Here is a 23,948-nt window from a genome sequence, read left to right as displayed (position 1 = left end):
AATAGCTGCAATAGATGCCTAATCGTCCTTCAAGATCTCCAATCGCATCTTGATATCGGATATAGATTTTGGGGGCTACTCCGCGTTCCACAGGTCTCATTGGGTTCTCTCCTTAGCCTTAGCCATTGCCTCCAGCTTGAGCAATGCACTTAATCCAGGATTACTGGAGAAGGGTTCCACTGCTTGGCGATAGGCTGCTTCTGCTGCTTCTAGTTGCCCAGAGTGGCTTTCTTCTGGGTTTTGGAGTAGTTCAAAATATCTTTCTGTGGCTTCATTTAGTTCGTGAGCCTTTAAACTTTGTTGCGGAACTTCCACCAATTGAATATCTTCGGCAATGTCTTCGATCGATTGGTTTTCGTATTCTAGAGACTCTATATCTTCAATATCGAAGCTTCTCAACTCACCTTGACTGATCGATTGAATGATAAAGGGTGAATGGGTGGTGCAAACAAACTGAATTGATGGGAATGTCGTTTTGAGGTCATCTACGACTTGACGTTGCCATTTCGGATGGAGATGTACATCTATTTCATCAATTAGGACTAGCCCTGGTGTTTCTTGCAAAATCAGAGGTAATTTTTGACTAGATATATATTCTGATTTTTCTGTTAGGAAAGAGGCATTTTGAGTAACGATTTTGATGGCAATATCGGCAATTAGACCTACCATCATTTTTTGACCTGCACTAAGGTTACTAAAGGGTTGGGGGTTGCCTTGGATAGAAATAACTATTTCCGATCGCTCTGGGTCAAACCATAGGTCATCTGCATTGGGAATACAACGCAAAATAGCCAACTTTACCACCTTGTAACCAGGGCGCATTTGTCCCTGTCGATTGACCGAAGCGATCGTTTCTTTCTGGAACCAAGTATGGAGATCGGCGATTCTAATCCGTTCTTCAAAGCAGTCATAGAAGGCATCCCAACGGCGGGCGGGGCTGCTCTGGGTAGTGGCTTTGGGGTCACGTTGGTTGGAGGGTAGCCAAGCTCGACCTGCTCCGTAGTAGGCGATGATGGGTAGCCAAATTTTTTCGCCTGCTGCAACCTGTTTAAATAAAGTGGAGATAATTTCTAGAGCTTTTTTGGCTTCTGTGTTGGAGGTTTTAGAGCCGTTAGTTTTGATTTGTCTGAGCCATTGGACTGGCTGACTGTTAATCGTGCCGATCGCTTTAATCTGGACGGGTTTTCGTTCTATAAATTGGGTGATGGTGCCGGATTCGATCGCTTCTAAGCGAATTTCTGAGGGAAGAATGTTACGGCGGCTATTGTTGAGGGTTGTGTCGGGGGAGTTGACCAGCCAAATTCCAGCCGCGATCGCCAAAGCATCGAGGATCGTCGTTTTACCTGTGCCATTGTCCCCAACTAGCAAGGTAAATTGGGGATGCAAGTCAAGGGTATAGTCTGAAAATTTCTTGAAGTTTTCGATTTCTACTCGGTCAATTCTCATGGTAATGTCCCACTGTTGATGGGTATTCAGCTTGTAATTTGTAGCATAGAAATCATCGTAGTACCACACCAACAGCTTTAATTATAGGATATCTATATGTCTCACAAAAAAGAACGATCGGACTAGAAACTAAAAGAGCGAGCACACGCTCATGGAATGGCGCTTGACTCACTGGTAATTTTGAATTATTGGGTATTGAGTATTGCGATCGCTAGCAACCTCAACTGATTACGCCTCAATCTTTCACCGCTACATCAGATCGAGCTGACAATTTTGGGCCCGAGAAGGAAACACAAGGAAACACTAGGTAGGTGTCTTTTTTCTGGGCTGTGGAAATTACACGTGTATCACAATAGGATTACTCCTATCTGCTTGTTATGGAAATAAATTGTGTGCCATTTCTCAATCGCCTCCGGCGCACTATGTCCTCTGCAGAAGCTTGGGGCTTTAGTGTGGTTGGATATCTGATGTGGTTTGCCTTAGCGCCGTTGATGCAAGCAGAAATTGGCTCCGCATCGCTGTTGGTTTGGATTCCTGGTGTTATCGTCGGAATTCTGTTTAACCTTCAAGTTCAGAGTTTGGGTGAGAAATATCCAGATGTATCTGGGGGAACACCAAATTACATCACGCGATTGCTCCATCCTTACCCTGCTCTTTCCCGGTACTTGGGGATTGCCTACTACTTGGGGTGGGTTTCCTTTCCGCCCATTAATGCGATCGTCATCACAGATTTGATCCAATTCCATTTAGAACCGATGGGGCTGAATATTCCAGAAAAAGTGTTTGAGATCGGTTTTACTGCGATCGCTTACTTTTTAGCATTCAGTGGCACCCGCGCCGTCGCCATTCTGCACCTCTTTTTTATCTTTCCTTCGATCGGCTTTTTACTTCTCTTCTGCGTTCAGGGTTTAGGCTGGCTTGCCTTGGAGCCCCAAAGCCCCGGACTCTTGCCCAGCAGCATTGATGCCATCAGTGTCCAGGACTGGCTGAAATGGTACTTGTTTGCCGCTTATAGCTTCTATGGCTGTGACACAGCTTCATCCTTTGTAGCAGACAGTCTCCACCCAAAAGACACCCTCAAGGCGCTGTCTTGGGTTGCCTGGTTCATGCCTCTGGTGTTTGTGGGTGGCAGTTTAGTGTTGATCCAGTTGGCAACCGCTGCCGGTTTACAAGGCAATTTGTACGGCAATTTCTTGGTGGCTGCCAAGCCTTTCTGGGGAGACGCTGCCCCTGTCATAGTCACATTGCTGGTTGCGGCTAGCTGTTTGTTGGGATCTGCGACTAGCGTTTGCAATACGCCCCGCATCCTTTTTCAACTCGCGCAGGATGGGCTGTTGTCTCCAGTGTTTGGCGCAGCGTCCCGTCGGGGTGCTCTAGAACCAGCGCTGTTGCTAACCTTTATCTGTAGTTTAGGATTTTTAATATGGGGCAACACCACTCGAATTGTCGTGGTATCAGGGGTGAGTTTTTTCATTTCTATCATGGGGTTGCACTTGGGGCTGTGGATGCAGCGCAACGATCCAGTCGTGCGTTGGGGGCGACTAACCTTAGCATTACTGGTGGTGGAGTTCATTTCCCTGGTGGTGGGTGGCGTTGCCTGGGGATGGATGGATTTTGGCATCGGGTTGCTGTTGCCGTTAGCAGTGATAGCGATCGACGCTGCGATTCTGCGGATTCCTTGGCCATCTTTGCACTTACCGTGGTGGGATAGACTCCATAGCAAGCCAGTAACTGCTCCTAAAAACGAATACTTTGTGGTGCTTCAGGTCGGAATTTTGATTGCGCTGATTTGTGGTACAGCGACGATCAGTTGGCTGATTCGCTCCTGGCTGCGGGTAGAAGCCGGAACCAACAATCCCTATCTGCTGATTATTGTGTTGATGACGCTGGCATTTGTGGGAGTGGCGATTGCTTGCTGGACAAGTCTGCCCCAGGTTGCTGCGATCGAAGAACTAGCAATCTCCTCGACCGCGCAAGCTAAAGAACTGGAGACAACCCTAAACGAACTGAAAAAAGCCCAGATGCAAGTTATCCAAAGCGAAAAAATGTCTAGTTTGGGGCAGTTGGTTGCGGGAATTGCCCATGAAATCAATAACCCGGCCAACTTCATCCACGGTAATCTCACCCACCTAGATCAATATACCCAAAATCTGCTGCAGATGATAGAACTCTATCAACAGCGCCATCCCAGCAACGATCCAGACGTGCAAGCAATGGCAGAGGAAATCGATTTGGAATTCCTCACTGAAGATATCCAAAAGATAATTTCATCTATAAGGGTAGGAACCGAGCGAATTCGCGGTATTGTCGTCTCGTTGCGAAACTTTTCTCGCATGGATGAAGCAGACTTCAAAAATGTTGATATTCATCAGGGGATTGAAAGTACATTGCTGATTTTGCAACACCGACTCAAAGATAAACCAGATTGTCCCGGCGTGGTAACGATCAAAGACTATGGAACATTGCCCAATGTGGAATGTTTCCCCGGACAACTCAATCAGGTATTCATGAATATTTTGGTCAATGCCCTGGATGCCCTAGATGAGATGAAAACCAAACGCTCCTATCAGGAGCTTAAAGACACCCCGAACCAGATTAGGATTCGGACTTCTGCGATTGACCATCAATGGGTGGAGGTTGCGATCGCGGACAACGGAATCGGTATGCCAGACCGAGTGAAGCAGCGCATTTTTGACCCGTTTTTTACCACCAAACCCATGGGTAAAGGTACGGGTTTGGGAATGTCGATTAGTTATCACATCATTACTGAAAAACATCGCGGTAACATCAAGTGTTTTTCTACACCTGGCTCAGGCACTGAGTTTGTGATTCAGATCCCCATTCGGCAACAGACAATTTCAGGATTCCCGATCGCTGCTGAATCTTAACCTCTTCAGGTTCAGTGCAGCCCTCAAACAATCTGAGGCGGTACAATAATCAATCGGGGTGTCAATTACCGCCAACTGCTTGATCTGAAGCCGTAAGAATCAAAGATAGCGCGATCGCCCTTTCCAAAGATCGCACTCTCCGTATAAGAATAAGGATAGAAATTAAGAGAGCGATCGCCTGTACTCACGTTCGATCGACCAAATTCATCTTCAAAATAACCGATCGCGGGGAATTCTCTACAAACTGTTTGCCACATTCCTTACAGCGATAGCACTGCTTCCCCCGTCGATAACCGTTTTTGGACAACTGCTCCGATTGACAATGAAGACATTTCATTACTTTCATTACATTGCTTGACCGACCTTCCCCCACATATGGCTCTAAATACGACACCAACAAATCCTCAATCTGCTGTACCAGTTGTTGGCGATGCTGTAGATCCCGGTTGCGAAGTGCCGACAGAATGACCGCATTACTGCTGTGAACGCAAACCTCCGCTAACAGGCTACATTGCGCCTCCCTCAAGCTGGGATTTCTTTGCTTCAAAAGACTCGCCATAAAGTCAATCGCTTCCTGAGTCATACTTTCATCGATCGACTGGAAAATCTCGCGCGCTATATAAAACTGCACGAACACCACCCGCGATACAGGCTGTTCAAACATCTCTGCAACAGCAGTGACAAGGGTATGGATCATTTCACGCAGCGGTGACTGAATGATTTCCGCTGTGTTCGCCTGCGCCCACATAGCCTTAACGCGATCGGCATGACGCAGCTCCATTGCGTTAAAAATGGCAGCTTTATCAGGAAAAAACTGATACAGAGAACCGATGGCTGTCCCTGCTTTTGCTGCAATTAGATGGGTAGTCGCCTCGGAATAGCCCACCTCGTCAAACACTGCTGCTGCTGCATCCAAGATTTTTTCGACTCTTTCTTTACCGCGCTGCTGTTTCGGTTGACGGCGCAAACTGCTTGACGAATGTGAATATTCTGTCATATTCTAGAAAAGCGACAAATCTCTCACAATTTTATGTCTAAAGGAGAACACCATGCAGTCTATGCTTCCCGGTGCGCCTTGGCTGTTGGCACATAAGTCAATGCTGGCAGCGAACCAACCTCGAAAAATTTCCTTGTATGGCACCGACTATGTGGTGTGGAAAGATATTGCCGGAACTATCCATGCCTTGCCCAATGCCTGTCCGCACATGGGAGCAATGCTGTCGGAAGGATGGTGCGAAGCCGAAAGCGATCGCACAAGCGGTGTCGTCTGCCCGTTCCATGCCCTGAAGTTTGATGCTGAAGGCTGCACCGTATTACCCGGATCTAATAAAAAAACATTGCCCTTACTAAAACCGTTAGACCTGATTATTCAAGATGACTTCATTTGGTCTTATGGGGGATACGAGCCGCAAGTCCCCATTCCCAATGTGCTCAAGGAAATCGCAGAAACTTACTACTTCATCGGGCATACCGCCGATCGTAGTATCGAGACGGATTTGCTGACCATGCTGCTAAATATGCACGACTATAATCATCAAAACGGCACTCACCGGGACTTGTTTAGGATTACCGATGTGGAATTTCATCAATTTATTGATGAAGGACATCAATCTCATGCCTTTTACGATATGCCTACTGCCCCTTACAGCTTGGCCGAAAAGCTCAGAAAGCCAGATTTATTGCTACTGCCCAGCACCATTAAAGCGCACCTAGAAAATCATTTCCCATCCCTAGTAATTTTTCATGGAGAAATGCCATTCGGCAAAGCTGCACAGTGTCATATATTCGTACCAGAAGCCGAGAATCGAACACGGACTTATATTTTGCTGTTCGGTCAAGCAAAGCATCCTATATTTAAGGTGTTGGGGGGGACGTATCTCAATTTTGGCAAAGTTGTCGTGGATCAAGATGCGGATATTTTAGGAAAAATTTATCCCGATACGCCTCAGAAAATTAAACTCAATAATGAAGTGGGGATGGACTGGGTACGACGCAATTTTGAAAGCTTTCCAAATGTGAGGGAGCCTAATCTTTCAAGGTAGATACTGAAGATGGCTTCAGCGTCAAGCCACACCGATAGCTTAAGCAGTCAAATTGGGAAGTAAATTTGGATTGATGAGAATTCTGTGAAGCAAGGTTTGAAGCCAATGTTCCGTTAGTATTCTCTTGTATTCTACCAAGTATAGAAACAAGAAAAATTAAGACTAAAAACTAAAAGAGCGATCCTCTTCGAGGGCTTCGCTAACGCACAGCATTGAAGAGCGATCGACCAAATGGTAATTTTGAAGTATTGGGTATTGAGTATTGCGATCGCTCTTCGGCGCGACTCGGTTCTGGGGCTTCCAGAAAACTTTGCAACGTCACACTTGGTTTTGGTCAGTCCACTTCAGGAGATTTTTCAGCGGCTGTTGATAACTACACTTCTAGCGAGGGTGGTGTTCGCCTAGCATACCAGGCATGAATCAGCAGGGTTTGTAAGAACAATACTGGTGTATCAAAGCCACTGGATGCAATTATTGATTCGACTTCAAGTGGCGGTAGCACAGCAACATCTCGACCATAAGAAGCACGAAACTTTTCAATCTCCTCAGCAGGCATTTCGGAATACCTCAGCATTCGCAGCCAAACCTCGGAAAGGCTTTGGTAGGCTGAAGTAGACATATCGGAAGCTATATCGGCACTTACCAAATATCCGTTAGGGCAAAGTCGCGAAGCAATTTGACTAAAAAAGTTGCGCCGCCGATCTTGTTGCATAAAGAAGTGAGAAACCAGAAGGCAAGTGGCCGCATCGAAAGAGTGCGATTCGGGCAGCGAATCGAGATAGCCTTCGTGAAAAGTGCAACGTGACGCGATACCACACTCTTCGGCGCGCTGGCGACAGATGTCAAGCATCGGTGCCGCAGGCTCTACCGCAGTAAACTGCCACTGTGGAAACGCTTGAGCGAGATAAATCAATTCCAAGCCTGTTCCCGCACCGACACAGAGAATCCGTGCATCGGTAGGAAGTTCAGAAAGTACAAAGCGGATCAGTAAATGAAGTGCGTCGCGCATCGGAGCCAATTTAGCGAATCTTTTGTCGTAGGAAGAAGCGCGTTCTCGATCGAAAACAATAGGTGACTCTTGATTTTGCATTCTGGAAAGCCAATAAGCTTGCAATCTGTATTTTAATAGCTATCGGAATTGGATTTTAGCCCCTCGCTTCAAAACTTACTGGGTTCGGGCCAAACAAAAGTAATATAGCGATCGCAAATGGTTTGTAAATCATAAATAATGTATAATGAGGGATGCAGATATAAGTAAGAGTTAAGATGTCCCAAAATAAATGGTCAGAAAAATTCGAGGAGCATGAAGTCCAAGCTTTATTAGAACTCGAAAATTTTATTGCCAGTAATCCCGACCCCAGAGAATTAAAAAGAGCCTTGGCTGTCCGGATGCTAATTAAAGGTATCTGCCGCGAAACTATTCAAAATATCTTGGGAGTCTCCTCTCCATTTATTAGCAAGTGGAAAATCAATTATGCGTTGCATGGAATTGAAGGATTGCTCTTAAATTATCAAGGCTCGCAGGGACAACTTAAGCCAGAAGAACAGTCGGAAATCATCCAATGGTTAACCAATAAAGACCACTGGGATTTATCCGCCTTAGAAAATTATATAGCAGAGCAGTATCAGATTGAATTTCAATCTAAAACTAGCTACTATCGACTCTTTAAGTTAGCAGGGATTAGCTGGAAAAAGTCTCAAAAAAAGAACCCAAAAGGTGATGAAGAACTCGTCAAAAAAAAGCACCAAGAAATTTGTGAAACTCTGGAAGAACACCGGGAAGCTATAGAGTCGAGAAAACTTGTGGTGTATTTGATTGATGAGTGCCACCTTCTCTGGGGAGATGTCTGTGGTTATCTTTGGGGAAAGCGCAATCAGAGAATAGAAATACCGCTGGTGAATGAAAGAGAAAAACAAACTTATTATGGCGCAATAAATTATTTAACTTTCACAGTTTGTTCTCCGAGAATATGCGACTGCAAATTCCGAAAATACGGTCGCTTTTTTAAAGGATTTACAATCTTTAAATCCCGAGGCGAGACATTTGATTATTTGGGATGGAGCTAGCTATCATAAATATAAAGAGATGAAAGCTTACCTAGAAGAAATTAATCTCGGCAACAAAAAAGATGAATGGCCTTTAACTTGTATCCTGTTTGCTCCTAATGCTCCCGAGCAGAATCCAGTAGAGGATATTTGGCTAAATGCCAAGACTTGGCTGAGAAAATTTGGGACTCGTCTGAGCTCTTTTTCCTTGGTTAAATGGTTCTTCAATTTTACCATACAGCAGCAAAGCTTTGACTTTCCCAAACTACACAAGTTTGGTGATTTTCAGCCAACATTCTCATGAAACGACTGCTCGATCGAATCCTCGATCAATTTATGAATGATTTGCGATCGCTATAAGAATCCTAAAAGCTCGATCGCCCAAAACAAAATAGAAAACCCCAAGACCCGTTTAATCATCGAGGTTTTGGGGTTTTCTTCCTCGCATCCGGTTCAAATTACAACTTGCGAGGGTGCGATCGCCCTTGACAAAAATCGCACTCTTGGCATAACAATAAGGATAGAAATTAAGAGAGCGATCGCAATACCGAAATGAAGAGCGATCGACCAAATGGTAATTTTTAAGTATTCGATTTTGCGATCAGGCGTTGAAACTACAACTCATCAATCGTCACTAACCCCCCCTCAGTGAACTGAATCACAAGTTCTTGCTCGTCCAGCAAAGCAGTTCCAATCAGAGGCCTTCGCCCTGTAGCAAATACACGAACTTCTCGTTCTTCCCCGTCCCAAAGGATGATGGCTTCGTGAACTGCTACTAGGACTTCACTGTTATCTGCTAAGTTTACAGGCATATCGTACAGGAACGGCAACCCCAGTAAGGTAACTGCCTCCGCTGGCAAACATAGGTAGTCAGTGAAGCCCGTATCTATGACAAACTCGATCGGGAAAGTAGAGCCGCTTGGGAGGAGAAACGTCAACGCGACGATCGCGTGCCGATCGGTCACAATACCAGAAATCACTTGTTGACACGCTCCATTACACCACCCAACGAAGCAGCCACATTGTAACCAATACGAATGCCAAAAAGTCGAGCATACGGATGCTTTGCCATCAGACTACGTGCGGCTTTTAGCCCAGTTTTATCAACTTCGTAGTCACCTGTTTCTATATCAATGATGACCATCTTGCCAATATTCTCTTCTAATTCAATTTTTTGGCGGATGGTGCTCTCATACAAATGTTTCGCACGACGAGCGACTTCTTCACGACTCAAAAGGATTGTTTGCATACATTCCCTCTTTTTTATAACTTTTGATCCTGTTATGGATATCATACCTCACTTACCATTGTTCGCACCGAATTGAAGAGCGAGCGACCCACTGGTAATTTTGAAGTATTGGGTATTGCGATCGAAGCAGGATGAGTTCCTGAAAATTCTCAACTCCACCTTCAACGACCTCGATACAGTCGGCCTACAACGGGCTTGTTATATCAAGTCCGAGCTGCATAATTTAATTAACTCACAAGTTATTTGATTGCCAAGATTCAGCGTTTCATGAACTTTTTCTTTCAGCTTATTGAAGTCCGTAGAGGATTTTTCCGTTAAATCAAATACCTCTTTCAGGTCTGAGTCTGTGTAGAAGCAACTTGCCAAAGGGTGTAAAGGCTTTGTATTAAATCCGAAAATCCCACCCTTAGAATCTATATACATGGGTTTTGAATTAACCAATTCAATTCTATATCTCAAGGCAAGTAGACTTTTGCATCTACTCTCAATATCATCCAATTGGTGGTAAAATTTTTGAATTTTTGACATTAACTCTGTACTACTTCTAGCAAGAAGTAAACGAGACGATTCTTCTCGCCATACGCCGCGATTTTTACTAAAGCATGATTGCCATTTTTTCGATAAAGCATCTTGATTTTGATTAAGAAGTTCCTGAAGTAAGTTGCAGTCTTGCTGTATTTCCAAGCTCAAAAGACAATGAATAGATGCAACCTGCTCACTACTTATAGATTTCTCTTGATTGCTAAATATCTGTTCCCACTCAGAATAATACTTCTTGAGTAAATCACGATTATTGGGCTCTGCCAAGTCATTGCATATATCTTCCCAAAACACTATATAGACAGGGAACTTATTTTCTAATCTACGCTTTTCATTTAAAGACCGGACAAAATCTTGAAGCTTTGCATCTCTTGATGCCGTAGTTGCAATAATGTACTCACTGAGTGGAGGTGAAAAGCATTCTGCTTTGACAATCTCTGCCTGGATTATTTTCTTGGTTAGCTTGTTATCCTCAACTCGTTTACACTGAACACCTATATACTTGTCGGAACTGTTTTGCCGACCATAAATATCAATACCATTTTGTGCCTGTCCACTTCTGCCATATCTCTGTGCCTGATTGTCGTGCCATTTTCGTTGATAAATTTCCCATGTAATATCCTCAAATTCATCCCAAGATTTAGGTTTTGGTAAATGACTTGTGGAAGGTGTCGGCATGGCTGCTAATGTAATGTTTTTAACAGAGACTCCACTAGGATAGCACAACCACCAAATAATTCAGTTTCGATCGCCCAACCGAAAAACAAAATAGAAAACCCCCAAACCCGATTTTAAAATCGGGTTTGGAGGTTTTCTTCCTAAATCCAGTTTAAATTACAACTTGCTCGGCTCGATCGCCGGAGCACGCAGAGAGACAGTTTTATCCGCAGCAGCCTTAGCCACAAGCGACGGCACAGAATCGCGCAACTTTGCAGTCAACTGTACAGTAGTCGCATCGTAAACCTGAGTCAGCATCTTCGGATACAAACCAATGCCAATAATCGGCACTAACAGAGCCGCAATAACAAACACTTCTCGCGGTTCCGCATCCACCAATTCCTCGTGTTCCGACAATTCCTTATTCTCAGGCCCGTAGAAGATTTCGCGCAGCATCGACAGCAGGTAAATCGGAGTCAAAATCACCCCTACGGCCGCTAGAAATACCACGCAAACCTTAAACACAGGATTGTAAGCATCGCTCGTTGCAAAACCTACAAACACCATCAATTCTGCTACAAAACCGCTCATTCCCGGCAAAGCCAAAGAAGCCATAGAACAAGCAGTCCACATGGCGAAAACCTTACGCATTTTCTGTCCTACACCGCCCATTTCGTCGAGCATGAGCGTGTGAGTGCGATCGTAAGTGCATCCTACCATGAAGAACAAACTCGCCCCAATTAAACCGTGGGAAACCATTTGCAGCATTGCACCGCTAGTTCCCAAATCAGTAAACGAAGCTATCCCGATTAACACAAACCCCATGTGCGAAATCGAAGAATAAGCAATTTTCCGCTTCAAATTTCGCTGAGCAAAAGAAGTTAAAGCGGCGTAAACAATATTTACCACACCCAAAATTACCAAAATGGGCGCGAAGACAGCGTGAGCATCCGGGAGCATTCCCGCATTCATCCGCAGCAAAGCGTAGCCGCCCATTTTTAGCAGAATTCCTGCTAGCAACATGTGGGCGGGTGCGGTTGCTTCGCCGTGAGCGTCAGGGAGCCAAGTGTGCAGCGGAAAAATTGGCAGTTTGACGCCGTAAGCTATTAAGAAACCTGTGTACAGGAGCAATTCTACATTGGGGGCGTAATCTTTAGCTGCGATCGCCCGCATATCGAAAGTCACCGTATCGCCGTAAAACGCCATCGTCAGGGCGCCCACCAAAATAAACAGCGAACCCCCTGCCGTGTACAGGATAAACTTAGTTGCTGCGTAAAGGCGCTTTTTGCCGCCCCAAATCGACAAAATCAGGTAAACGGGAACTAATTCCAGTTCCCAAACCAGGAAAAACAGCAGCATATCCTGCACGGCAAAAACAGCTATTTGGCCGCCGTACATCGCCAGCATCAAAAAGTAAAATAGCTTCGGTTTAAAAGTGACTGGCCAAGCTGCTAAAGTAGCTAAAGTGGTAATAAAACCAGTCAGCAAAATCAGCGGCATCGACAACCCGTCAGCACCCACAGACCAATTTAAATCGAGTTGCGGCACCCAAGAGTAACTTTCTACCAGTTGCAAATCTGGATTGCTGAAGTCGTACTGAGTGTAAAAAGCGTAAACAAGTAGGGCAAAATCGATCAAACCGACAATTAGGGCATACCACCGCACCGTCTTGCCATCCTTATCGGGAATTAAAGGAATCAGCAAGGACGCAGCAATGGGAAACAGAATTGTTGTTGTTAACCAGGGAAAGTTAGCTGTATCCATTGCGTTTTAAAATGATCCATCAGTTATTAGGTTTAAACACATTTTGCCACTTTTAGCCTAAATTTTATACTTTCTTTATACGTAACAAATTTTTTTGCTCTTATTTTGACAATTTATGCGATCGCAACAGTTAAGTTTAATCAAAGATTTATTTCTATTGGCTAATTGTCAATGGTTAGTTATTGAGCTAATACCCGTTCTTAAAAGATCTTCTGGCGGGAAATGGCATTGCCCAAAGCGTGTCAAATTAACCCTAAAAACTTTTGTATCTTTCGTTGCTCGCCCAGTTCAGAGCCCCCTAAATCCCCCTGGTTGTTGGGGGACTTTGAGAGAATACTCTTGTTCCCCCCTTATCAAGGGGGGTTAGGGGGGATCTAGACATCGAGACAAACAAGAGATACGGTCGATTTGACATTAAGTTGACACGATTGGAACCATGCCGTGTCCCTACCGATTTAACTGACTCCAGAAACGATCGCAAAACCCAGAACTGCGACAAACACAATCAGGGCATAAAATTGAGCGCGACCGCTCTCAAAGTATTTCAAACCTTCGCCACTAACCAAGGTGAGAAACCCTGTTAAGTTGACGACACCATCGACGACTCGCAAATCCACTTCCATGACTTGCCGCGCTAAACGGCGGCTGCCTTTGACAAAGAGAAATTCGTTGATATCGTCGAGATACCACTTGTTGAGGGAGAACTCGTAAAGCGGTTTGATTTTTTGGGCGATCGCACTTGGGTCAATTTTACGGCTCAAATACATCAGAGAAGCCAAAGTAATGCCCAGCAAAGCAATACCTACAGAGCTTCCGCCCATAATCAAAAATTCCGTCAAATTGAACTCAGCAGCGTGTTCCAAAACTTCTTCGAGAGATTCGCCCGGAGCGCGAACAAACTGCTCGAAATAATTGGCAAACGGCGTACCGAGAAAACCGATAAACACAGAAGGTACTGCCAGCAACACTAACGGCAGAGCCATTGTCAGAGGAGATTCGTGAGGCAAATGGTCGTGTTCGTCGTGACTTTCGCCAGTTGAGGCCAATTCCTTAACGTTCATCGCTCCAGGGCCGAAAACAACACCGGGTTGCAGGAGTTGCCGCTTGATGGCGCTGTCATTGCCCCGAAATTCGCCCTCAAAGGTGCTGAAATACATTCGGAACATATAAAACGCGGTCATCCCGGCCGTCAACCAGCTAACAGCCCACAAAGCGGGGTTTGCTGCGAAGGCGCTGGCGAGGATTTCGTCTTTTGACCAAAAACCAGCAAAGGGCGGAATTCCGCAGATTGCCAAATTTCCGATCAAAAAGCAAGCAGAGGTAATCGGCATATATTTCCGCAAGCCGCCCATGACTCGCATATCTTGAGCCAGAGCGGGGTTGTGGCCTACAACTGCTTCCATACCGTGAATCACTGAACCTGAACACAGGAACAGCATTGCTTTGAAGTAAGCGTGAGTCATCAAGTGGAAAAGTCCGGCACTGTAAGCGCCGACGCCCATTGCCATCACCATGTAGCCGAGTTGGGAGATGGTGGAGTAGGCGAGGCCTTTTTTGATGTCATTTTGGGTAATCGCGATCGAAGCGCCCATAAATGCCGTAAAACAGCCGGTGCAGGCGATCAAATTCATGACTGCCGGCAGCCCTTCAAATACCGGGTACATCCGAGCGATCAGGAATACGCCGGCGGCTACCATTGTCGCGGCGTGGATTAATGCCGAAATCGGTGTCGGGCCTTCCATTGCGTCTGGCAACCAGACGTGGAGGGGGAATTGAGCGGATTTGGCTGCTGGCCCCAAAAATATGAGGATACCGAAGATTGTCGCCAGAGTCGCCGAAAGAGCACCGGATTCGACCAAGGAGTGCAGGCGTTCGCCCATCACGTCAAATTCAAAGCTGCCTGTGGCCCAGTAAATGCCGAGGATGCCCAGCAGTAGGCCGAAGTCGCCGACGCGGTTGGTGACGAATGCTTTTTGGCAGGCGTCAGCAGCGGGTTTGCGATCGTACCAAAATCCGACTAGCAGGTACGAACACATACCTACGAGTTCCCAGAAAATGTAAATCTGAACGATGTTCGGGCTGACTACGAGGCCTAACATTGAGGCGCTGAAGATGCTCAGGTAGGCGTAAAAGCGCACGTACCCGTCATCGTGAGCCATGTAGCCGTCGGTGTAAATCATCACCAAAAAGGCGACCGTAGTGACGATCGCCAGCATCACCGACGTTAGGGGGTCGATAATATAGCCCATATTCAGCGAGAAGTCGCCAGCAGAAGCCCACTGAATACTGCGGGTGTAGGGTGCGTGGCCCTGTAGTTGACTCCACAGCAATGCGAAGGAGAGTACCATTGACCCTCCGAGTGCGGAGACGATTAATATCGCATTCGCTTGTCGGAGCTTGTTGGTTGCCTGGTTAAAGGTGATTAAGCCTAGACCTACTAGCATTGCGCCTGCCAGCGGCAGGACAGGAATCAGCCAAGCATATTGATAAAGCAGTTCCATGACTGATAGGTAGTTTAAAGTTTCTACTAGATATTGACAAAACTGTAAACAATTGTGACACACGCCTGCGCCACTGGGCCAAAATACTTGATCCAATTCTTTAAGTATTGCTATACCTGAGTGCAATCGCGAGCGAGACGATCGCACTACTTTTTTCCTGGCGAGCGAGACGATCGCACCCTACTCCGAAAATTATTATTCCGGTGGCAAGGAAAAGTATGTGATAAATCTCACAGTCCTGTGCGTTCAAGCCTGCGAGATTTATTTTGGTGTCCGATGGTTGATGCACAAATGGGGAATGCCTTCTGCTTCCTACATAAAAGCCGAAGGCCTTCTAAACAAGAGCCGAATGCCTTGGAGCCCTTACCTGTTGGCGACTTCCTGAAGTTGCAGCCGTTGAGATGGGGAAGCTACGTGAGCCGCGAGCATCCAGGAATCAAGAGTCCGCCGCAGTTCCTCGCGTCCTTGGTAGTCTTCAAATCTAAATCGAACTTTATCGCCCTCAAACAAAATCAGCGTGGGCAGAGTTGTCAGCCGATAAGTGTGGGCCAACTTGAAACATTGATCAGCATTCACCCCTACGAGCTTGACTTTTTCTGCCCACTGTGCCTCAAAAGTCTTAAGCGTGGGGTCGATCGCGCGGCACAAACCGCACCAAGGAGCCGAAAAGTGAACTAAAACGGGGGTAGAGGCTTGAAACACCTCTTGTGCAAAAGTGCGTTCGCTAACCGACAACACCATGAGCCCTCAAAATTTAATAATTTTTTTTCTATCCTAGGGATCATGCTACCAGTATATGTTCCTAGTGACACGCATCAAAAAAGGATGAATTTCCCACAGCAGGCCCGTAAAAATTACTACACCTAGATAGGAAGGGCGCAGAAATTCAAGCAAATCAAGGGTTTGACGCTTTTGTAGGATTGCCAAAAAAGGCATGATTGAGGTTCGAGATTTGATGGTTTCAAAGGATTCTCCAAAACGAGCCTGAAGTCGTCTGTCGCCGTGCCACACTCCGAACAGGTGATGAAGTACCAAACCGATGGAAGTGACGAGGGTAAAGCTAGTGCCAATCCACAGGGTGTGGGCCACGCACCAAATCACCTGTCCTACCATTTGTGGGTGACGGGTGATGCGAATGATGCCAGTTTCGTAGAGGTGAACTTGGGGCTTTTGGACGGCGGCAATTTCTAGGAGGTTGAAAGTTGCTGGGTACAGAAACAGAAAAGAAATTGCCGAAAGTATCCAAACTGCCGGTTTAACTCCGGGTAATCCCTGTACTTGCCAAAGCTGCACGCCGTCGTAGCGGTGGTTGAAAAAGTAGACAATCAGAATGACGGCTAGCGGCAAACTGACAAGGGCAAACAAAACCCGGTAAAGTCTCGGCCCGATCAGCTTTTCACCTTTGGGCCGGAGGGCTGCTAAACCGCTGTGGGCGATCGCAAAAACCAGTAACAGGCCCAGAATAACTAAGTGGGAGTCGAGCGCCAAGTCGATCGTCATTGCAAATATTAAGAAAAGTTATTGATTCTCGGCCAATTTGTGTCACAAAGTATCTATGGGAGCATTCAGCGGTTATCAGTCAGTTAACTGTTCACTGTTCGCTGTTGACTGTTGACTGTTCGCTGTTCGCTGTTGACTGTTCGCTGTTGACTGTTCGCTGTTCGCTGTTCGCTGCCTACAGTCAACCGTCAACCGTCAACTGACAACTGACAACTGACAACTGACAATTTAGATATATGTCTGACCTTCCTTTCACTTTAGACCAGTTACGCATTCTCAAGGCGATCGCCTCTGAAGGAAGCTTCAAACGCGCCGCGGACAGCCTCTATGTATCCCAGCCAGCAGTTAGCTTGCAAGTGCAAAACTTAGAGAGACAATTGGACGTGCCGCTGTTTGACCGGGGGGGGCGGCGGGCTCAACTGACCGAAGCCGGACACCTGCTGCTGAGTTACGGCGAGAAAATTTTATCGCTTTGCCAAGAAACTTGTCGAGCTCTGGAAGACTTGCAAAATCTCCAAGGCGGTACTTTGATCGTCGGCGCTTCTCAAACAACGGGAACCTATTTGCTGCCCCGGATGATAGGAATGTTTCGTCAAAAGTACCCGGACGTAGCAGTACAGCTTCACGTTCACTCGACCCGCCGCACGGCGTGGAGTGTTGCCAACGGGCAAATCGATTTGGCAATTGTTGGCGGAGAAATTCCTACCGAACTTGTAGAAGCTTTAGAAATTGTTCCTTACGCTGAGGACGAACTGGCTCTGATTCTTCCTCCGTCTCACCCGATGGTACAACAAGAAAGTATCCAAAAAGAAGACCTTTACAAATTGCAGTTTATATCCCTCGATTCGCAGTCTACGATCCGCAAAGTAATCGATCAGGTACTGACTCGCTGCGGCATTGACACGCGCCGGTTGAAAATAGAGATGGAACTAAATTCGATCGAAGCCATTAAAAATGCCGTTCAGTCGGGGCTGGGAGCTGCTTTTGTCTCGGTTTCGGCGATCGAAAAAGAGTTGCTCATGGGCGTCTTGCACAAATCTCAAATGGACGAAGTTTTGGTAACTCGCATTTTGTCGCTGATTTACAACCCCAACCGCTACCGTTCTAAAGCAGCAGAGGCTTTCAGCAATGAAATTTTGCCCCAGTTTGCTACTTATTCGACCCTCCTGGAGAAGAAAGAACCCCCGGCGCTCGATTTGGGATTCATAGAAATAGCAACTCCCAACTCGGCGGGGAGTTAATCTCTTAGGTCGCTGGCAGTTAGCAGTTCGCGGTTAGTTGAGAAATCGAAATCTGATTTAACAATCACTTTTTCTTCCCTCTTCCCTCTTCCTTCTTCCCTGTTCCTTCTTCCCTCTTCCTTCTTCTTACCAAACAAAAATGGAAGTTTACTGCACCCGACCGGGCTGCCCGCGCCCTCAAAACTATTTTCCCGACCTTGATGACAGTTCGCTGCTGAAAACCGTGCAGCAAAAGTTTTGCACGACTTGCGGGATGCCCCTAATTTTGGGCGGGCGCTATTTGCCCGTCAGGTTGTTGGGTCAAGGCGGTTTTGGGGCGGCATTTTTGGCGAGAGACCGCTATACTCCGGCGATGCGGCAGTGCGTTGCTAAACTTTTGCAGCCGTCGGTAAGTCTGACTCCGCCCCAGCTAAAAATCGCTCAAACTCTGTTTGAACGGGAAGCGGCGGTGCTGGAAGAACTGGGAAACGAACATTCCCAAATTCCGAGTTTGCTGGCTTTTTTTGAGCTGACTGTTACGAGTTTGCAGCCGGGAAAAAACGAGCAGTTTTTCTATCTGGTTCAAGAATTTATTGACGGTAAAAATTTGGAGGATGAACAGGCTGTTAAAGGCAAGTTTTCGGAGGCGGAAACGGTGGAGGTGCTGCGGGAAATTTTGAAGGTTCTCGATTTTGTTCACTCTCGCGGTTCGATTCACCGAGATATTAAACCTGCTAATATTATGCGGGGTAAAAACGGTCGGCTTTATTTATTAGATTTTGGGGCTGTTAAACAAGTAACACAAAGTGTTGGGAGTGCAAAAGCTTCGACTGGTATTTATTCTTTGGGTTATGCTCCGCCAGAACAGATGAGCGGGCAAGAAGTTTATCCGGCAACGGATTTGTATGCTTTGGGTGTGACTTGCATTACTTTGCTGAGTGGTTTGCAGCCGACGGAGCTTTTTGATAGTTATAGAAATGAGTGGAATTGGCAGTCGCGGGTGCAGGTAAGTTCGCGTTTGGCTCACGTTCTCGATCGAATGTTATTATCGGCTCCCAGCCAGCGTTTTCAATCTGCGAGTGAGGTGGAAGCGGCTCTGATGTCTGGGCCTCAACAACATTCTCAACCACCTACAGTCGTGGTGGCGCCGCCTCCGATACCTCTTCAACCGACTCTGCCTCCTCCTGTACGGGTTCCGGCGACGCCTCCGGGAGGGCTGCAACCTTCGCAGAGAGCGACTTTTTCGATTTGGGAGGTTTTGTCGGGGGCGGCGTTTACGGGTTTTGAGGCGGGGGTGCTGGCGATCGCCCTGACGAGTTTGCTGCCGTCTCCTGGGTTGAGTATCGGATTGTTGGGGATGATTGTGGCGGGTTTGATTTACGGCCAGTACCGCAGGGCGATCGAACAAACTGAGATGTTGATTATTGGTGCAGGTACTGTGGCTTTGCTGTGGTTTTTCCCGGCTTTGCAGACAGCGGCAGTTGCGATTTATCCGAATTCTCCGATCACTGGCGTGTTGTTTGTGGGATGGTTGGGTGCTTTGGGTGCGATCGCTGGCACAGCTATTTTTCGCTTGATTTATAAATTACTTTCTAATATTTTTTAAGCTAACTAAATCGATGCAAAATCAGAAGTCTATTTACCCGAATTGGGTCATTGCTTGGGGCCCCGCAGCCCGATCGCACCCTGCAACTTGGGAGACTTCCGGTTTTGCGATAATCGGAGCTGAACCCACCTTCAGCCCCAATCAGCGATTTGTGCTGGTAGGTGACTGCTGCTTCGATCGCACCCCAATGCTCCAACAACAGATTGATACCGATGGATTGACCGATTTGGCGATCGTCGGGCGGCTATGGGAACAGTCAGGCCCTCAAATTTTGAGCTTACTGGAAGGACAATTTGCCGTGGCAGTGTGGGATCGAGAGGAGAAAACCTTGTGTCTCGGGCGCGATCGCGTAGGAGCCAAAACCCTCTATTACACCTGTACAGGAACGACTCGCTGGATCGCGCCTCGACTGCGATCGCTCAATCCGTATCACGATCGAGAACTTGATTTAGTTGCTTTGCGCGACTACTTGTGCTGTGCGTTTGTACCCGGAGCACAAACGCTGTGGGAAGCGGTGCGAGAGTTGCGGCCCGGTAGCTACCTGTACTTACCGGATATTGACGCGCAGAGATACTGGCAGCCACAGGAGCAAATTACTAACGCCGATCGCCCTTTGGAATGGCACAGTCAACAAGTGCGATCGCTTTTGGAACAACTGGTGCAGGAAGCGCTACCAGCGGGAGAACCAGTTGCAGCATATCTTTCGGGCGGGATAGACTCAAGTTGCGTCACTGCGATCGCCACAAGGCTGCACGATCGTCCGGTACACACTTTTTCGATGCACTTTGGCGCGAAATATCCCAGCGAGATTGAATTTGCCAACATCGTTGCGGCACATTGTGGCACTGAGCACCACGTTTTGGAAGTTTCGCCGCAGCAAATTTGGGAGTTGCTACCGGAAACGCTGGCGGCGATGGATGATCCGGTGGGGGAAGGCTTGACGGTTCCCAATTTGCTGCTGGGGCGATCGGCAAAGCAATTCGCAGACGTGGTACTGAATGGCGAAGGTGGCGATCCGTGCTTTGGCGGGCCGAAAAATAAGCCGATGTTACTCAACAGTTTGTATGGTTCGATTCAGGGTAAACCAGATCCGATCGCAGCTTACTTGACTTCGTTTCAAAAATGCTATGTGGATTTGCCACGTTTGCTGAAGCCGGAGGTTTGGGAAAAGGTGAAGAATGCGCCTTCCGTGTTTGCTGAGGAATTGCAACAGACAGAAACGACGTTTTTGAATCGGCTGATGCGGCTCAACATTGAGTTTAAAGGAGCCGACTACATTTTGACCAAGGTGAATAATCTCACGGCTGCGGCGGGACTAAAAGCTCGATCGCCCCTATTCGATGCGCGGATGGTGGCACTGAGTTTGCAAATTCCGCCAGAGTACAAGCTTTCGGGCGCGCAGGAAAAAGCGGTTCTCAAAGCTGCTGTGGCGGATTTGCTGCCCGATGTCATTGTCAACCGTCCGAAAAGCGGGATGGTGATGTCGATGCAGCAGTGGTTTTTGAGGGATTGGCAGCGGCAAGCGCGATCGTTGTTGCTGAATCGTCATGCGGCGATCGCGCCTTACCTCGATCGAACACTAATCCGCGAGTGGCTAAACTATCGTGGCGAAGTTTTTCCCCGCTATGGGCTGAAGCTGTGGCTGCTGGTGACGCTAGAAATTTGGTTACAAGTAAATCGCCGTTAGTTACCCCCAATTAGGGTACGGGGCCGTGCCTTTCGTCGTGTCAACTTCAGCAGTTGATCTTCAAATTTCTCGATCGACAGTGGCATTTTCCCTATGCGGTTTTCGCTCTTGTTTATAGAACCGATTTGATATCTTTTAGGCTGCCAGCTTTTTAATCATCAGCCTAATAATATGAATTCCGGTGGTATGGGAATGCTTAAACCGCAGAGGGCGCAGAGGATACAGAGAAACGGAAGAGACAGATGAATGATTCCGATGCCAACGGATTGGATAGAAAACAAAGATTCACCTTGGTCGTCGAATTAGCCAGAACTCTCTCAAAATTATTAACGAGGATTTTGCACCTTTCTATCCAAGAATTTTATATCCTGTCCGATCGATTAATCATAATATCCCGGTCGGGGCGAGTTTTTGATATTGTCAATTATTGGCAGGTATTCTTGGTGAACTCGCCCTTAAAAAAATCGCGGTTCCTCGACCGGACATGATATCAGTTGTGAATTTCTTATTTAAGCATCCGCATTTTTAACCCCCAATTTTCAGCACTATTTTACCAGTTACTGAGCCTGTTTCTAACAGTTCGTGAGCGGCTTGCGCTTCTTCGAGAGGGAAAGTTTGGCTGACGTGAATTTTTAGCAAGTTGCGATCGCACAAACGAGCACACTTCTGCAAAATATGAGCCTGCTGTTCCTGTTCCTCCACCAAACCTTCCAGCATCGGTGTTAACATTAATTCCAGACTAATTCTCAGATTCCGCATTCTCGCTGTTTTCAAATTGCCCAAAGCCGGATCGGGTTCCAAAATAGTTACCAAATCTCCATAAATCTTCACAGCCGCAATAGTTTGGTAAAAAGTTTCTCCCCCGACTGTATCGAAAGCCAAATCAACTCCTTGTCCTTGAGTCCAAGTCAAAACCTCATCGACAACATTGGTATTTTTGTATAAAATAACTGAATCTGCACCTAAGTGCTTGACAAAATTGGCTTTTTCCTCCGAACTAACAGTCGTGCAAACCTCTGCCCCCTGCAACTTCGCCAACTGTACCGCGACGTGGCCGACACCGCCGGCACCAGCTTGAATCAGCACTTTTTGGCCGGCTTGCAAGCGCCCTCGATCGTACAGCGATTCCCAAGCTGTAATTAAAACTAACGGTGCCGCCGCCGCCTCGGCAAAACTTAAAGAAGCAGGCTTGAGGGCGAGAAAGCGTTCGTCTACTACGGCAAACTCAGCATAAGTACCGATCGATCCGCCCAAACCGCCATTGCAGAAAAAAACCTCGTCTCCCACTTGGAAACTTTGCACACCAGCACCGACAGCCTCTACGACTCCAGCACCGTCGCACCCCAAAACGTGAGGAGCTTTATCGGGGTAAAAAGTGCCGCGCGATCGCAACTTAGTATCGATCGGATTGATACCCGCCGCTCGCAACCGTACCAAAACATCTGTTTCTGTTTGTATAGTAGGGGGGGGGATATCTTGCAGCTTCAATACGGACGGGCTTCCGGGCGTTTGAAAAACGATCGCTTTCATCATGGGTGTTACACTAGATCGGATAATCCCTAGACTTTATTGTATATTGCTTAGCAAAGCAACAAAAAAATTTTCGTTTCTCCCAAAATTTATGAGGGTTGTTGAAAGGCATTACATAGATCGGCAGCATCAGTTTTATAAACAGTTTGATGACTTATCATTTCTGTTCAAAAATCTCTACGATCATGGTAAATATTTATGAGGACACACTTTTTCACTTCGGGATCTAAAGTTGGTGGCACTAAATTTATCAGACAGTTATTGGCCATCTTAAAACCTAGAGACTGCTCTCAATCATTCCCTGCTAATATTAGCAAGCCAGTTTTCAAACAAGTTGTTCACGATTGGGAGGATTGCCAAAAGTCAAGAATAGCTTATGACCGAGATATACCTAAATTTTCATTTCTCCCCAGCATCCCCCAATACCAACATAAAATCTGTACACGTAACTTGTTCAGTTCTGATAACCAATCCATAGAAAAAAGGGGAATAAACCCCAATAAGGGACTAATTCATTTATCTCAAAGTGACATAATATTTTATACAAAATCCCAAAAGGTCATCAAGGTAAGGGTAGTTCCTGCAACAGCGCTCTACTTTTTGGAGGTTGCTAATCAAAAGCCTGTAACGTTGGTGGATTTAAATTACTACCTCAGAGCAGGTATAGAGTTAGGGATTGATAACCTCGTCGCTGTGGCATCTAATAAGCCAACATTTACTCCAACTATTTATGATAAAAATCTCAAATCAATCAATCAAGGTTTCAATCAGCGCCGAGCATTTTTACTGTCAAAATTTGACCAGGAAAAATCTACCCCGCGCTCAATCCAGCAAATCACCTTTAATCGAAACAAGCCATTAGAAAACTACCTTTTTCCAACCAGCAGTTTGATTGTCAAGCTGTTGGGGTATGAGAAAATAATCCAGTTAATTATTGGCACAAAAGTGAGGGGTAAACAAAATATAAAATTAGAAAGAAAACATCACACTTTTGGAGTAATTCATCATACCCAGCTCATAAAATTTATTACTTACAAAACTGAGTTAGTCGGTCTCAAGGTAATAGTTACACAAGCATATTATACAAATAAGTGCAGATTTGGGAATTTAGAGCCTGTCGGTAAGCAAGAGTCTTACCACCGTAAGAGCGGTAAACGCGGGTGGTTTCGGTCTTTCAAGGAAAGTCGAATTAATGCTGATGTAAATGCAGCGTTAAATATGATTAGAAAAGTAAACGTAAACTCACCCCCTTAGAGGAGTGCCACAACCGTA

20 protein-coding genes are annotated in these 23,948 nt (G+C 46.4%); 8 read left to right on the top strand and 12 right to left on the bottom strand.

Features of this window, described 5'->3' with window-relative positions; genetic code table 11:
- Window positions 1-96: 96 nt before the first annotated feature.
- Window positions 97-1,515 (bottom strand): AAA family ATPase, encoded by a 1,419-nt coding sequence (locus NDI35_RS18950; protein ID WP_445314082.1) that lies wholly within the window; start codon window positions 1,513-1,515, stop codon window positions 97-99.
- A 323-nt stretch (window positions 1,516-1,838) separates the two neighbouring features.
- On the opposite strand from NDI35_RS18950, the gene NDI35_RS18945 reads away from it, so the two are divergent.
- Window positions 1,839-4,334 carry an ATP-binding protein gene (locus NDI35_RS18945; RefSeq protein WP_445314081.1) on the top strand — a complete coding sequence of 832 codons (2,496 nt, stop codon included), beginning with the start codon at window positions 1,839-1,841 and terminating at the stop codon, window positions 4,332-4,334.
- A gap of 184 nt (window positions 4,335-4,518) precedes the next feature.
- On the opposite strand, the gene NDI35_RS18940 is transcribed toward NDI35_RS18945, so the two are convergent.
- Window positions 4,519-5,331 carry a TetR/AcrR family transcriptional regulator gene (locus tag NDI35_RS18940; RefSeq protein ID WP_445314080.1) on the bottom strand — a complete coding sequence of 271 codons (813 nt, stop codon included), beginning with the start codon at window positions 5,329-5,331 and terminating at the stop codon, window positions 4,519-4,521.
- A gap of 52 nt (window positions 5,332-5,383) precedes the next feature.
- On the opposite strand from NDI35_RS18940, the gene NDI35_RS18935 reads away from it, so the two are divergent.
- Window positions 5,384-6,376, top strand: coding sequence for a Rieske 2Fe-2S domain-containing protein (locus NDI35_RS18935; RefSeq protein WP_445314079.1), 993 nt, complete (start codon window positions 5,384-5,386; stop codon window positions 6,374-6,376).
- 199 nt (window positions 6,377-6,575) lie between these two features.
- On the opposite strand, the gene NDI35_RS18930 is transcribed toward NDI35_RS18935, so the two are convergent.
- On the bottom strand, window positions 6,576-6,698 hold the full coding sequence (locus NDI35_RS18930; protein ID WP_445314078.1) for a hypothetical protein: 123 nt from the start codon (window positions 6,696-6,698) through the stop codon (window positions 6,576-6,578).
- 51 nt (window positions 6,699-6,749) lie between these two features.
- A complete protein-coding gene (locus NDI35_RS18925) occupies window positions 6,750-7,466 on the bottom strand; it encodes a class I SAM-dependent methyltransferase (RefSeq protein WP_445314077.1) in 717 nt (238 codons plus the stop codon).
- A gap of 176 nt (window positions 7,467-7,642) precedes the next feature.
- On the opposite strand from NDI35_RS18925, the gene NDI35_RS18920 reads away from it, so the two are divergent.
- Together NDI35_RS18920 and NDI35_RS18915 are read left to right on the top strand one after the other, a co-directional pair.
- A protein-coding gene (locus NDI35_RS18920; protein WP_445314076.1) for an IS630 family transposase occupies window positions 7,643-8,726 on the top strand; the annotation gives its coding sequence in 2 pieces (ribosomal slippage) (window positions 7,643-8,323 and window positions 8,325-8,726; 1,083 coding nt in all).
- A gap of 36 nt (window positions 8,727-8,762) precedes the next feature.
- On the top strand, window positions 8,763-8,978 hold the full coding sequence (locus tag NDI35_RS18915; protein ID WP_445314075.1) for a hypothetical protein: 216 nt from the start codon (window positions 8,763-8,765) through the stop codon (window positions 8,976-8,978).
- A gap of 58 nt (window positions 8,979-9,036) precedes the next feature.
- On the opposite strand, the gene NDI35_RS18910 is transcribed toward NDI35_RS18915, so the two are convergent.
- The 7 genes from NDI35_RS18910 to NDI35_RS18880 all read right to left on the bottom strand — a co-directional run bounded on the left by NDI35_RS18910 (window position 9,037) and on the right by NDI35_RS18880 (window position 16,633).
- Window positions 9,037-9,402: a clan AA aspartic protease gene (locus tag NDI35_RS18910; protein WP_445314074.1), complete on the bottom strand. Its 366-nt coding sequence runs from the start codon at window positions 9,400-9,402 to the stop codon at window positions 9,037-9,039.
- Complete coding sequence (locus NDI35_RS18905) at window positions 9,399-9,671, bottom strand: hypothetical protein (RefSeq protein WP_172190858.1); 273 nt, start codon at window positions 9,669-9,671, stop codon at window positions 9,399-9,401. The genes NDI35_RS18910 and NDI35_RS18905 overlap by 4 nt, the downstream gene beginning before the upstream one ends.
- Window positions 9,672-9,869: 198 nt before the next feature.
- Window positions 9,870-10,889, bottom strand: a complete 1,020-nt coding sequence (locus NDI35_RS18900; RefSeq protein ID WP_445314073.1) for a restriction endonuclease — start codon at window positions 10,887-10,889, stop codon at window positions 9,870-9,872.
- Window positions 10,890-11,045: 156 nt separating this feature from the next.
- Window positions 11,046-12,632 carry a photosynthetic/respiratory NAD(P)H-quinone oxidoreductase subunit D1 gene (gene ndhD1 / locus NDI35_RS18895; RefSeq protein WP_445314072.1) on the bottom strand — a complete coding sequence of 529 codons (1,587 nt, stop codon included), beginning with the start codon at window positions 12,630-12,632 and terminating at the stop codon, window positions 11,046-11,048.
- Window positions 12,633-13,087: 455 nt separating this feature from the next.
- The gene (locus tag NDI35_RS18890) at window positions 13,088-15,133 is read right to left on the bottom strand and encodes an NAD(P)H-quinone oxidoreductase subunit 5 (protein WP_445314071.1); all 2,046 of its coding nucleotides are present in this window, start codon (window positions 15,131-15,133) and stop codon (window positions 13,088-13,090) included.
- Window positions 15,134-15,496: 363 nt separating this feature from the next.
- Window positions 15,497-15,874, bottom strand: coding sequence for a thioredoxin family protein (locus NDI35_RS18885; RefSeq protein ID WP_333292629.1), 378 nt, complete (start codon window positions 15,872-15,874; stop codon window positions 15,497-15,499).
- Window positions 15,875-15,919: 45 nt separating this feature from the next.
- Window positions 15,920-16,633 carry an NnrU family protein gene (locus NDI35_RS18880; RefSeq protein ID WP_333095535.1) on the bottom strand — a complete coding sequence of 238 codons (714 nt, stop codon included), beginning with the start codon at window positions 16,631-16,633 and terminating at the stop codon, window positions 15,920-15,922.
- A gap of 236 nt (window positions 16,634-16,869) precedes the next feature.
- Here NDI35_RS18880 and NDI35_RS18875 point away from each other — a divergent pair, with 236 nt between their 5' ends.
- The 3 genes from NDI35_RS18875 (at window position 16,870) to NDI35_RS18865 (ending at window position 21,146) form a co-directional block, all read left to right on the top strand.
- Window positions 16,870-17,874, top strand: a complete 1,005-nt coding sequence (locus NDI35_RS18875) for a LysR family transcriptional regulator (protein WP_445314070.1) — start codon at window positions 16,870-16,872, stop codon at window positions 17,872-17,874.
- A 139-nt stretch (window positions 17,875-18,013) separates the two neighbouring features.
- The gene (locus NDI35_RS18870) at window positions 18,014-19,459 is read left to right on the top strand and encodes a protein kinase domain-containing protein (RefSeq protein ID WP_445314069.1); all 1,446 of its coding nucleotides are present in this window, start codon (window positions 18,014-18,016) and stop codon (window positions 19,457-19,459) included.
- Between the two features lie 13 nt (window positions 19,460-19,472).
- Window positions 19,473-21,146 carry an asparagine synthetase B family protein gene (locus NDI35_RS18865; RefSeq protein WP_445314068.1) on the top strand — a complete coding sequence of 558 codons (1,674 nt, stop codon included), beginning with the start codon at window positions 19,473-19,475 and terminating at the stop codon, window positions 21,144-21,146.
- A gap of 525 nt (window positions 21,147-21,671) precedes the next feature.
- Here the strand turns inward: NDI35_RS18865 and NDI35_RS18860 are convergent.
- Window positions 21,672-22,676, bottom strand: coding sequence for a zinc-dependent alcohol dehydrogenase family protein (locus NDI35_RS18860; protein WP_445314121.1), 1,005 nt, complete (start codon window positions 22,674-22,676; stop codon window positions 21,672-21,674).
- A gap of 198 nt (window positions 22,677-22,874) precedes the next feature.
- Between NDI35_RS18860 and NDI35_RS18855 the strand changes: the two genes are divergently transcribed.
- A complete protein-coding gene (locus NDI35_RS18855; RefSeq protein WP_445314067.1) occupies window positions 22,875-23,930 on the top strand; it encodes a zinc ribbon domain-containing protein in 1,056 nt (351 codons plus the stop codon).
- Window positions 23,931-23,948: the final 18 nt, after the last annotated feature.

The sequence above is a fragment of the Microcoleus vaginatus FACHB-2002 genome (genome assembly GCF_040004035.1).
Taxonomy (GTDB): Bacteria; Cyanobacteriota; Cyanobacteriia; order Cyanobacteriales; family Microcoleaceae; genus Microcoleus; species Microcoleus vaginatus_C.
This window is presented reverse-complemented; position numbering and strand designations above follow the sequence as displayed.

Excerpts from the sequence above, each read along its gene's own strand:
- NDI35_RS18870 (WP_445314069.1), top strand. The coding sequence starts at position 18,014 with ATGGAAGTTTACTGCACCCGACCGGGCTGCCCGCGCCCTCAAAACTAT.
- NDI35_RS18865 (WP_445314068.1), top strand. The coding sequence starts at position 19,473 with ATGCAAAATCAGAAGTCTATTTACCCGAATTGGGTCATTGCTTGGGGC.
- NDI35_RS18935 (WP_445314079.1), top strand. The coding sequence starts at position 5,384 with ATGCAGTCTATGCTTCCCGGTGCGCCTTGGCTGTTGGCACATAAGTCA.
- NDI35_RS18905 (WP_172190858.1), bottom strand. The coding sequence starts at position 9,671 with ATGCAAACAATCCTTTTGAGTCGTGAAGAAGTCGCTCGTCGTGCGAAA.
- NDI35_RS18890 (WP_445314071.1), bottom strand. The coding sequence starts at position 15,133 with ATGGAACTGCTTTATCAATATGCTTGGCTGATTCCTGTCCTGCCGCTG.
- NDI35_RS18860 (WP_445314121.1), bottom strand. The coding sequence starts at position 22,676 with ATGAAAGCGATCGTTTTTCAAACGCCCGGAAGCCCGTCCGTATTGAAG.
- ndhD1 (WP_445314072.1), bottom strand. The coding sequence starts at position 12,632 with ATGGATACAGCTAACTTTCCCTGGTTAACAACAACAATTCTGTTTCCC.
- NDI35_RS18875 (WP_445314070.1), top strand. The coding sequence starts at position 16,870 with ATGTCTGACCTTCCTTTCACTTTAGACCAGTTACGCATTCTCAAGGCG.
- NDI35_RS18940 (WP_445314080.1), bottom strand. The coding sequence starts at position 5,331 with ATGACAGAATATTCACATTCGTCAAGCAGTTTGCGCCGTCAACCGAAA.
- NDI35_RS18880 (WP_333095535.1), bottom strand. The coding sequence starts at position 16,633 with ATGACGATCGACTTGGCGCTCGACTCCCACTTAGTTATTCTGGGCCTG.
- NDI35_RS18915 (WP_445314075.1), top strand. The coding sequence starts at position 8,763 with ATGATTTGCGATCGCTATAAGAATCCTAAAAGCTCGATCGCCCAAAAC.
- NDI35_RS18855 (WP_445314067.1), top strand. The coding sequence starts at position 22,875 with ATGAGGACACACTTTTTCACTTCGGGATCTAAAGTTGGTGGCACTAAA.
- NDI35_RS18885 (WP_333292629.1), bottom strand. The coding sequence starts at position 15,874 with ATGGTGTTGTCGGTTAGCGAACGCACTTTTGCACAAGAGGTGTTTCAA.
- NDI35_RS18925 (WP_445314077.1), bottom strand. The coding sequence starts at position 7,466 with ATGCAAAATCAAGAGTCACCTATTGTTTTCGATCGAGAACGCGCTTCT.
- NDI35_RS18900 (WP_445314073.1), bottom strand. The coding sequence starts at position 10,889 with ATGCCGACACCTTCCACAAGTCATTTACCAAAACCTAAATCTTGGGAT.